At 40.8% G+C, this 10,798-nt stretch carries 11 protein-coding genes; 5 read left to right on the forward strand and 6 right to left on the reverse strand.

Going from position 1 to position 10,798, the window contains the following annotated elements; genetic code table 11:
• The first annotated feature begins 3 nt into the window (after positions 1 to 3).
• Positions 4 to 1,368 carry an acetyl-CoA carboxylase biotin carboxylase subunit gene (accC, locus tag FTT75_RS05370; RefSeq protein WP_180186019.1) on the forward strand — a complete coding sequence of 455 codons (1,365 nt, stop codon included), beginning with the start codon at positions 4 to 6 and terminating at the stop codon, positions 1,366 to 1,368.
• Positions 1,369 to 1,421: 53 nt separating this feature from the next.
• Here the strand turns inward: accC and FTT75_RS05375 are convergent, their stop codons facing one another.
• Positions 1,422 to 1,865, reverse strand: a complete 444-nt coding sequence (locus FTT75_RS05375; RefSeq protein WP_005100815.1) for a hypothetical protein — start codon at positions 1,863 to 1,865, stop codon at positions 1,422 to 1,424.
• A gap of 316 nt (positions 1,866 to 2,181) precedes the next feature.
• Between FTT75_RS05375 and FTT75_RS05380 the strand changes: the two genes are divergently transcribed.
• Positions 2,182 to 3,612: a diguanylate cyclase gene (locus FTT75_RS05380; RefSeq protein WP_180186020.1), complete on the forward strand. Its 1,431-nt coding sequence runs from the start codon at positions 2,182 to 2,184 to the stop codon at positions 3,610 to 3,612.
• Positions 3,613 to 3,661: 49 nt separating this feature from the next.
• Entirely contained in the window at positions 3,662 to 5,152 is a 1,491-nt protein-coding gene (locus FTT75_RS05385; protein ID WP_180075820.1) for an amidase, read from the forward strand.
• Positions 5,153 to 5,171: 19 nt separating this feature from the next.
• On the opposite strand, the gene FTT75_RS05390 is transcribed toward FTT75_RS05385, so the two are convergent.
• The gene (locus FTT75_RS05390) at positions 5,172 to 6,341 is read right to left on the reverse strand and encodes an MFS transporter (RefSeq protein ID WP_180186021.1); all 1,170 of its coding nucleotides are present in this window, start codon (positions 6,339 to 6,341) and stop codon (positions 5,172 to 5,174) included.
• A gap of 679 nt (positions 6,342 to 7,020) precedes the next feature.
• Between FTT75_RS05390 and FTT75_RS05395 the strand changes: the two genes are divergently transcribed.
• Positions 7,021 to 7,197, forward strand: a complete 177-nt coding sequence (locus tag FTT75_RS05395; protein WP_180186022.1) for a hypothetical protein — start codon at positions 7,021 to 7,023, stop codon at positions 7,195 to 7,197.
• A 440-nt stretch (positions 7,198 to 7,637) separates the two neighbouring features.
• Here the strand turns inward: FTT75_RS05395 and FTT75_RS05400 are convergent, their stop codons facing one another.
• Entirely contained in the window at positions 7,638 to 7,907 is a 270-nt protein-coding gene (locus FTT75_RS05400; protein ID WP_074382825.1) for a hypothetical protein, read from the reverse strand.
• Between the two features lie 458 nt (positions 7,908 to 8,365).
• On the opposite strand from FTT75_RS05400, the gene FTT75_RS05405 reads away from it, so the two are divergent.
• On the forward strand, positions 8,366 to 9,001 hold the full coding sequence (locus FTT75_RS05405; RefSeq protein WP_074382826.1) for an SOS response-associated peptidase: 636 nt from the start codon (positions 8,366 to 8,368) through the stop codon (positions 8,999 to 9,001).
• Positions 9,002 to 9,041: 40 nt separating this feature from the next.
• Here FTT75_RS05405 and FTT75_RS05410 read toward each other — a convergent pair whose 3' ends face one another.
• From FTT75_RS05410 to FTT75_RS05420, 3 genes are all read right to left on the reverse strand, one after another.
• Positions 9,042 to 9,182, reverse strand: coding sequence for a hypothetical protein (locus FTT75_RS05410; protein WP_005096816.1), 141 nt, complete (start codon positions 9,180 to 9,182; stop codon positions 9,042 to 9,044).
• A 211-nt stretch (positions 9,183 to 9,393) separates the two neighbouring features.
• On the reverse strand, positions 9,394 to 9,795 hold the full coding sequence (locus tag FTT75_RS05415) for a type II toxin-antitoxin system HigA family antitoxin (protein WP_005096813.1): 402 nt from the start codon (positions 9,793 to 9,795) through the stop codon (positions 9,394 to 9,396).
• Between the two features lies 1 nt (position 9,796).
• A complete protein-coding gene (locus tag FTT75_RS05420; RefSeq protein ID WP_100328667.1) occupies positions 9,797 to 10,087 on the reverse strand; it encodes a type II toxin-antitoxin system HigB family toxin in 291 nt (96 codons plus the stop codon).
• Between the last annotated feature and the right edge of the window lie 711 nt (positions 10,088 to 10,798).

A 10,798-nucleotide genomic window follows, 5' to 3' on the forward strand; every position in this document is an offset into this window, starting at 1 on the left:
ATAATGTTGCAAAAAGTTTTAATTGCAAACCGTGGTGAAATTGCTTTACGCATCACCCGGGCTTGCAGAACTTTAGGGATCAAAACCGTAGGTGTCTATTCTGACGCAGACAAAGACCTGATGCATTTGCGTTTCTGTGATGAAGCCGTGTGTATCGGTCCGGGTGCGAGCAGTGACAGCTATCTGAATATTCCTGCGATTATTACAGCTGCTGAAATTACTGGCGCAGATGCCATCCATCCTGGTTATGGTTTTCTCGCTGAAAATGCAGAATTTGCCGAAATCGTAGAAAATTCTGGTTTTATCTTTATTGGTCCACGTCCTGAACATATTCGTTTAATGGGGAACAAAGTTTCTGCGATTATGGCCATGCGTAAAGCCGGCGTCCCGACTGTACCAGGTTCAGCCCATGCAGTGACCCCTAACAATGCCTTGGCTGAAGCGAAAGAAATCGGTTTCCCGCTGATCGTCAAAGCTGCTTCTGGCGGTGGCGGTCGCGGTATGCGTATCGTCGAAAATGTCGATACCCTGCTGGAATCAGTTCAGGCTGCACAGCGTGATGCAGAAATGTGGTTTGGAGATGATACGGTCTATATGGAACGTTTCCTGCAAAAGCCACGCCATGTCGAAGTACAAGTACTCGCCGATGGTAATGGCCATGCGATTCATCTGTATGATCGTGACTGCTCGCTGCAGCGCCGCCACCAAAAAGTACTGGAAGAAGCTCCAGCACCAAACTTGCCAGAGCAAGCACGTGCTGACATTCTGGAAGCTTGTGTGAATGCATGTAAGCTGATGCAATATCGTGGTGCGGGTACCTTCGAATTCTTGTTTGAAGATGATGAATTCTTCTTTATTGAAATGAATACGCGTGTTCAGGTTGAACATCCGGTGACTGAAATGGTCACGGGGATCGATATTATCGAACAGCAATTGCGTATTGCTGGCGGCTTAGGTCTCGATATTCAGCAAGAAGACGTCAAGGTTTTAGGACATGCGATTGAATGCCGTATTAACGCAGAAGATCCATCGACCTTCCTGCCTTCACCAGGCAAGATTGACAACTTCTATGCACCAGGCGGCGCAGGTATCCGTTTAGATTCGCATGTTTATCCAGGCTACAGCATTCCACCGTATTATGATTCGATGATTGCCAAACTGATTTCGCATGGTAAGGATCGTGAGACGTCTATTTCTCGAATGAGAAATGCTTTGGAAGAAATGATTTTGACTGGCGTTAAAACCAATATTCCTTTGCATAAAGATTTAATCCTTCAGGATAAAAACTTCTGCAAACAGGCAATGGATATTCATTACCTAGAAAAGCATTTGTTAAAGCAGCTTGAAGGTGCTGAAGACAAAGCTTAAATCAAAGCTCATAAAAAACCGCTGTCATTCAGCGGTTTTTTATTGTTTGCAATTTAAGGCAATACGCGTCTGAGCACAGCAAAACATTGCTCAGCTTTTTCATTGGCGCAGAAGTTAATGGTATAAGGGTTCTGCCATTTCACAAAATACTGCGAAATTTCACCAGACTGATCCACCTGATTGCCTGAACAGTCTTTTTCATTATTGTCGTATTTTACTTGCAGAATCAGCGCTGGAATCTGCTGCGAAGGATCCTGTGCCGGCTGATAGTCATACAGCCCTGACGTCCACTCGTCGCCACTTTTAATCACCACATTATTATTGCCTTTAAAATTATAATATTCGATACATTTTTTATTATTCGGGATTTCCATTCCCCACAATCCGACAATTTCCGGACGGGTTTTCACAGTAAATGTATTTGGGATTTCAGCAGCTTTAGCAGGAGCATTCGCTGGTTTTTTATTTTCTGTCGCCATTAGCCAAGGTGAGCTCATGAGTAAGATAAGGCTAAGACATATTTTTTTCATATTTACCGGCATCTTGTTAACAATTGATTCTAAATTATCATATTTTTTGGGATCGTGTCCCGCTCTAACGCAATTTCAATACAGAGTCAGAAATTATTTATCACATTGTTTAAAAACATGGATTTCCTTTCTGACTTTTTTTGTATATATTTCGTATATAAGAATCTTAATAGTTCGTATTAATAACAGATTAATCAAACAATAAAATCATATTTTGGGTCAAACTTAGTTGCTAAACAAAGTGATCATTCACACTTAAAAATTTGAATATAGGATTTTAAATTTGCAATTAGCTCGAATAACAGAAAAACAATTAAATCATGAAACTCATGCTTATTTCGTTATTGTTTTTGCTGTTTTAGTATGTTGTCTTATTGGGATCGCAACCAGACCGATTGAGTACCTGGCCTTATTGTGGCCGGCCAATGCTGCCTTGTTAGCCCTGTTCTTACGCTTTCCACATTTAAATAATATGGGAGGTTGGCTCGGTGCATTCAGTGCTTTTATGTTTGCAGATCTGGTCACCGGGAACAGCCTATTACAAAGCCTGTTTCTTACCCTGTCTAATCTGATCAGTACTATTGTCTCGATATTTTTTATTCGATATTTCAAGATTAATTACAAATACTATAATACCGGTTATACCTTCGTTCATTTATTTGGCATTTTCGCTTTTGCAGGCTGCCTAGCCAGTGCGGCTTTTGCAGTTCTCACCTTGCCGAATCTACCCAATTCATTCATGACCAAAGAAAATTTATGGATTGATTTTGGTCTGTGGTGGACCGGTGAAATGGTGAATTATATTGTGTTTCTCCCTTTAATCTTGGCATTCCCAAGAATAAAAGACATGCAGTACTTATTTAAAAACCGTCGTCAAAAACGTAATTACTTCAGCTATTTTTTACCTGCATCTTCAGTCGTGGCCTGTGTCATCATTACCAATATTTTTGCAGGCCCCGGCGCAATGCTCTATCCTTTGGCTGCACTGATCTGGGCTGCATTGACCTATCGCCTGTTTACCATGACCATCATCAATGCCTTTGTGATTATCCTGACCTATTACAGCCTGACCCAGTTTTATGCCACCAATCACACCATCCTGGCAGACTCTACGATTTATATTTCGCTCCGGATCGGGCTGTTTATGCTGGCCTTATCTCCGCTCATACTGTGTATTATCAGCCAAAACCGCAATGAGCTGTTTAAACGGGTCTTGTATCTGGCCAATCACGACAGTCTAACGCGTACCATGAATCGTCATTTTTTCTTTCAGAAAGGTGAATATTTACTGCAATATGCCAAGACGATGGAATTTTCAGTCATCATGCTGGATATCGATTATTTCAAACGCTTGAACGATCATTTTGGCCATCATGTCGGTGATAAAGTCTTACAACACTTTGCGCAGATTGTACGTAACAATTTGCGTGCTCAAGATCTGTTTGCACGGATTGGTGGCGAAGAATTTGTGCTACTACTCTGGAATACCGAACCATCAGAAGCACGTCTTATTGCAGAACGAATTCGTGATCTGGTGGAAAAAACCCCGATGCATCAATCAGATGGCTCGCCACTGTATATTACCGTGAGTGTGGGCATCACTCATCAAAATGAACCGCAGGCCCAAGACCTGCAAAACCTGATCAATATTGCAGATCAAGCCTTGTATCAGGCCAAACATCGTGGGCGCAATCAGGTGGTACTTGCATCTTAAGCTTAAATCATCTACAACCTTGAAACAGCATGAACGCTAGGGAATGGCTATGAAATTTGAAGAATATCTGCAATATGACGGTTTAGGACTCGCTGAACTGGTCGCCAATAAACAGGTACATTCCAGTGAACTTTTATCCGCTGCCTTAGAGCGTAGCTCAATTGCCAATCCCGAACTGAATGCTATTATTATTCCCATGCATGAGCATGCATTAAAACGGACCCAGCAGAATTTATCCGGACCTTTTGCCGGTGTGCCTTTTCTAGTCAAAGACCTGTTTCAGGAATATGCAGGTTATCCAACCTCTTATGGCTGTCAGGGCTTAAAACGGATCGGTTATATTGCCGAAACCAATGCCGAGATTGTCAATCGTTGGGAAAAAGCTGGAATTGTCACTTTTGGCCGTACCAATACGCCTGAATTTGGCATTAAAGGGATTACCGAACCAGATGCCTGGGGTAGCTGTAAAAATCCATGGAATTTACAACATAATAGCGGCGGCTCATCGGGTGGCTCGGCTTCTGCTGTGGCTGCCGGCATTGTACCAATTGCGGGTGCAGGCGATGGCGGCGGTTCGATACGTATCCCCGCTTCATATTGCGGGCTGTTTGGTCTAAAACCAAGTCGTGGCCGTACCCCCTGGGGGCCGCAAATGAGTGAGGCCATGCATGGTGCAGCGATTCAGCATGTCCTGACTAAAACAGTGCGGGACAGTGCTGCAATGCTGGATGCCACGCATGGTGAAGATCACAGCTCGCTATTTAAGATTCAGCGTCCACAGCATCATTATCTGGATGTGATTCAGCAACCACCGAAAAAACTGAAAATTGCCTTTAATCCCCATTCTACCATTGGCACGCCTGTCTCTCCGGATGCTGTGAAAGCCATCGAACAGACGGCCAAACTGCTGGAATTTTTGGGACATGAGGTGGTTGAAGACCGTCCGGCCATCGATGGCATGCAACTGGCCAAGGATTTTATTACCACCTGGTTTAGCCAGTTTTCATTTATGCTGGATGAAATCCAGAAAGGCTACCCGTCTAAAGCGAAGGATTTTGAACTGGACTCTTTAGCACTGGCGGCTTTTGGAGCTAAAACCAGCGCACTTGATTATATCCAGAACCTGAATAACTGGGGCCAGTACGTGACCCAGATGAATCATTTCTTTGATGATTATGATCTGTATCTGACGCCTGCAACCGCAACCGTCGCACCGAAAAATGGCGAAGTCAAAACACCTGCATGGCAGAAGCCAATTTTGAAGGCTTTATTGGGTGTAGGTAAGGCCCATCTGCTGGCACAAGGTAAACTGGTCGATCAGATTGTCAAAGAAAACCTGAAATGGGTACCTTTTACTCAACTTGCCAATATTACCGGGCTTCCGGCCATGTCGGTGCCCTTGTACTGGAATGAACAAAACCTGCCGCTCGGTTCGCAGTTTATTGCACCCTTTGCCCGTGAAGACCGGCTATTGCAATTAGCTGCTCAACTGGAACAGGCACAGCCTTGGGTTAATCAGTACGCCAAAATTCGGATCTAAATTTTAAGCATCAGAGGCATCATGAAGATATCTTTGATTGCTCAACTTTATTGGGCAACCCAAAAATCAATAACAAACCAAACAAAGTCGATGCGGCGGCAAACATAAAGATGGTTTCTCCGCCAATTTTATCCCAATAATAGCCCGCCAGAATGCTGCCACTTGCTACGCCTAAGCCCCACATGGTGCTATATAAAGCCTGTCCACGGCCTTGCTGTGCAGCAGAGAAATTCTGGAAAATAACCCGCATGGCGATCATGTGAAATAAACCAAAACTCAAGGCATGAATCGTTTGGGCAAAAAATTGTGCCACAAATGCAGATGGAAATACGCCTACAATCAGCCATCTTAAGCCAGTCATCAACAGGCAAAGTATCACCAAATGACGCCATGACCAGCGTGTCAGAAAGAAGGTAGCATAAGCAAACATAATAATTTCGGCAATAACCCCAATGGACCAAAGCAGTCCGATCTGACTGCTACTAAATCCCGCCTGACTAAGATAATTACTATAAAAACTATAAAACGGCGCATGTGAAAACAGCATGATCAGTTCAATCAGAAAAAAACTGTATACAACCGGGCGTTTGAATATCGGCCATAAAGGTTCGAGCTGTTTCTGTGCAGTAGGCGCCGCCGTAGGTTCTTTAATGCTAAAAGACCAGAGAAAAGCCAGAAATGAAATACACAGCAATAAAACTGGAAGCATGCTAATGCTGATAATTTCAAAGATGGCGCCCAAGCCGAATACACCGATAATAAATCCAACCGAACCCCATTTCCGGACTTTGCCATAAAGTTCTGCTCTTTTTTCCCCGAGCCAGAATAGAGTCACGCCTTCAAATTGTGCCAAAATCGCATTTTGAAAAAAGCTGAAAATCAGCATCAGTAAAGCCACTGACTGAAAGCTGTTAGGAATGATAAACATCATCAACCAGATACAGGCTTCCATCCAGGTGGCAATCCGTACCAGCAACATGCGCTTACCAGATTTATCTGCAATCCAGCCCCAAATAAAAGGCGCAAAAAACCGAGTGAGAATCGCAATAGAAGACAAAATACCGATTTCCTGATAGTTAAAGCCTTGATCTTCCAGATACAGACTCCAGAACGGCATGAATGCGCCCACAATCGCATAGTAGAAAAAATAGAATCCTCCCAGTCTGGTACTGATTGCAAGTGCTTGCATTAAATTGTATTCCCTTGCATCTTCAATGGCTTATAAATACTAATAGTTGCGTCATATTGCATTGAATTGCCCTTACTTGCTGTTCAAAGGTCTACAAATCCACAGAAAATATATTTTAAAAAAATTTGTAGAGTGCACCCTAAGGCACGAAATTTTCGTAAGTTTATGGCTAAATGTGGCTAAAGTAAAAAATCAATATTGAAAGGCATTTACAATGCGTAAAACATGAATCTATTTTTATAGAGCAACCTCGGATAAAAATGGGAATATTTTTAAGAAGGAGTTATTTCAATTCACCTTTGATACTTAATAAAGCAAAGTTACGGGAATATTGAATACTTTTGAAATAAAAACACGCTTTAAATCTTCTCTCCAAATAGCTAAGCCACTGATTTAAAATCTTCAATCCTCTATTTAAGAGGCCTATTTTTAGAACTAAAATACTCATTGTGGAGTTTAGGTATCGAAGCAATATCCGATAATTCCACTGACTTCGCACTTTAGTAGACAAATCATCTACCTGCACCATGATTCAAAAATATGCCGAAATATGAATAAGATATAAATCTCGGAATCCTACATATCGCTACACTCGCATCTCTAAATCATCTCATTGTAAGTGCTTTTAATATACCATTCTAGGCAGGTCGAATCTTCGACAATTAAAATTGAGAAACTTATGTTAGTTAATACAAATACTGCTCAAAAAGCGTCTTTCAATCAATTTTCTAATAATGCGACTGAGAACAAACCCAAGCAAAATGAGCAAGAGCAAAAACCGAATCAAGGAGAGCCAGCTCCTATAACCAAAGAGCAAAATGATCAAAAAAATCAGGTGGATAAGAAAAACTCATAATATTATGTTGAATTAATAAAAGAAGCCTATCTCCCTGATAGGCTTTTTGTATTCAAAAGATAAACATTTTCCATAAAAGCCTGAGAAATAAAAAAGCCCATCCTATGATGAGCTCTTTAATCCAATAGATCTAATTCTTACGAAGCTGCGAATTCTTGCAGTACAAATCGTTTTACACTTTCATCAAAATTTGGTCTGGAAAGAGCGAGCTTGCCATTTTTCATAGATTTATAACAATAGCTTGCGGCTACGCCTACACCAAACAAAGTCAACAACTTCATTGCTCACCTCATTAACTGTCAGATTTGAATACAAAAATTAGCATTCAAACGTGTAGTTTTCCAACCCACTTTAGAGTGTTTTTTGTACTCCATGTTAATTAATGTATGGGTAGAAAATAACAAAGCTGACCATTGGATAAGCTGTTCTAACGTCAAAGCCTAATTGTTGATGTGCATATCAACCCAATTAAGGAAGCTGTTTTTATCTGTAAATTTAGGTGCAGAACTTATGCTCAGTATTTCTTTATTTCCAAATTTACCACTAATGTTATGGAATGCTTGGACTTTAAATTCCTGAGGCTCTCCTTCGTGCAGCGTTCTAAAATACTCTACTGACTTATCAAACTCACTTTTCTCTTTAAAGCCAGGACGTTCTTTTAAAAACTCATAAACTTGTTCTAGAGCGGGTAAATAATTATTTCTAGGCATTCTGTATTCTCTAAAATTATGAGTTTTATTGTGAATGCCTATTCTGAATTAATAGTGATAAGAATGTTTAAGCTTTTCTTACCGTTTATGTAACCCTTTCTTCTTTCAAGCAGTCACGACATACTTTCGCTTCTTTACCATCCGCTTGGCATTCGATTTCTGTGACACCATGAAGACCGAATAAACAAAAGATAAAATGCAGCATGACCTTTCTGCGCAAAAGATAGCTCCTTCAGGCAAAGGAGGCAAAACTGGAAATAAAACTATAGCAATGGAATCTGGGCGCTCATTTTATCGAAGATTATTTTTCATCCATTGGCGAAAAATTACATTCATATTCACCATAAAAATTCCGTTTCCAGACCCAACTACATTTACGATTTCGAATTGTTTTGAGGTCATCATTCTTATAGTTTAATTGTTATCGCAGATCAGAATGCTAAGCAAAGAGGTCGGTCATGTGTTCAAACTATGAATTCCCCTCAAAAAGTCAGCTCTCTTTATTAGATCTTCATGCAGAACAACTTGAATTGAACATGAAATCACATGTTTACCCCTTAGCACCTGCTCCTATCATGATGCGAGGTGCTGAGGGGTTTGAGTTAGATATTGCACGTTTCGGACTGATTCCCTTTTGGGCGAAAGAATTAAAATATGGTCGACATACTTACAATGCCCGAACTGAAACAATAGCGTCCAAGCCAAGTTTTCGACATGCCTGGAAAAACAACCAGTTTGCTTTAGTGCCCGTGGATACTTTCTATGAACCTAAATATATCGATGGAAAACCGCACTGGTTTGGTATTTCACGTGAAGATGGCAACCCTTTTACCGTTGCAGCCATTTATGATGATGTGCTCATTGAGGGTGAAAAAATCAGATCATTTTCGATGCTGACTATAAATTCCGATCAACACCTATTGATGAAACAGTTCCACCATCCAGATGACGAGAAGCGCTCGATTATTGTGATTCCTGAAGAATCACGCCATGATTGGTTATGCTGCGATCATGAACAAGCTCATGAGTTTTTCTTTGAAATGAGAGATGAGTTTAGAGCGAAACCCAGAGATCACCGGTTGTCGAAAAACTAAAAGCCCTAAAGCAAGTTAGGGCTTTTAAAATGTGAAAGAGCTATTTTTGTTCTCTCAATGGATTTTCCGGTTCTGCATTGGGTTTTTTCTCTGGCTTCACGCCCTTATACGAATCCTGATTGCCTTTATCATCATTAGATTCTTTTTGCGGATTTGATTCTTGCTCTGATTTATTGGTCATGTGTATCTCCTTTATCGATCCATTAAGAAATAAATATGACATCTGATCCTAAACATCAATATTATTTATGTTTCACATTCACTTTTTAGAAAAGCAAACTTTTCTGGAGGCGCTCTCACCTTTCACGACACTTGAAATTTAAATAATCAAATGAGCAGCGCTACCTGATTAGACAGCACAGCATGGAAATATCAGCTTAGGCGGGCATCGATTAAAAGAAAGTATCTGCCGATACATCAAAGCGCTCAGACAAGGCCTTGATATGACGGATATTCAGCTGACGTTTGCCATTCAATATTTCTGAAATTACTGATTGTGTCGCGACATCAGACAAGTCTGCTTGACTAAGCCCGTGTTGCTCCATCAACAAGGCCAAGGCCGTTCGTCCATCACCTTCTGGCATGGGTAGATGTTCATGCTCATACGCCGAAACCAGATCACCCAGTTGATGAATAAGCCCCATTAAAGGATGTGATTCATCATCACCGACAATGTCCAAAAGCTCATCTAGGGCTTCAGTTAGTGTATGAAAGTCATCCTCATTTTCCGGCTTGCTGAGCAATGGTGCAACATAACGCCAGTGATCAACGGCCTGTTTAATCATTGCATTCATTCTAACCTTCCTTCCAATGACCTTTATCATATTCATGGTGAGACAAGACATGGCGAATATAAACGCGTTTTGCCTGATACATCACCACAGCAATCAGCCGAAGCTTGTTTCCACCGATATCGAATACATGAAACTTTCCAACCTTATCTACTGCGGGAAAGAGTCTCTTCATTTCAGCAAAATCCTTAGGATGATTGGCCTTCATCAGTCGATACCAACCATCTAATGCCGTTCCAGCCTGTGGCCACTTTTGCGTTGCTTCAAGAATTCGAGCGTGGGTGATCACATGCATATATTTTATCGCATTTTGCTATATTTCTAGTATATATAAATTATCGCATTTTGCAATATATTCTTATCCGACTATTTTAGTTCTCAATTTTAATCATTTATCGGCATGTAATCCTATTTAAATCATACTCTTATAAAGTATAGATTGTGACCCGTATCATTTAAATCCAGTTGAGTTCAATCGTTATCTTGGATTTTTATTATAAAAATTTCACCCACAAACAAAACCCCCGCCAAGTGATGATTGAACGGGGATTGAGCTTCATTAATACATCCGGTGAATTGGAACATTATTCAATATCTTTCAAGCAATCACGACACTCTTTCACCTCTTCATGATCACAGGTGTAATTGATTTCAGTCGCACCATGAAGGCCAAATAAACAAAATATAAACTGGATCATGCTTTTCTCCTGAATGTAACAAGCTTAATCAGTGATTAAGCTTGTATTGATTTTAAGACTCAATAACTCGATACGGAATAATCGGATCACGACCTGAGTAATAACTTAACCGCCTGAATACATTTCACAATTCAAGCAAAGTTAAGTTTTTGGCATTTAAGTTCGTGCAGGCTCTTCACTTTGAACCGTACCGGGTTTGTCGGAGACTTTTTTATTTAAGTTAGGCCACCTGACCTAACGGATTAATCTTATCATAGTACATTGCTTCAAACTCAAAAGGCGATACATAACCCAGTGCACTGTGTACA

The sequence above is a fragment of the Acinetobacter sp. YH01008 genome, from assembly GCF_013420435.1.
Classification (GTDB): Bacteria; Pseudomonadota; Gammaproteobacteria; order Pseudomonadales; family Moraxellaceae; genus Acinetobacter; species Acinetobacter pseudolwoffii.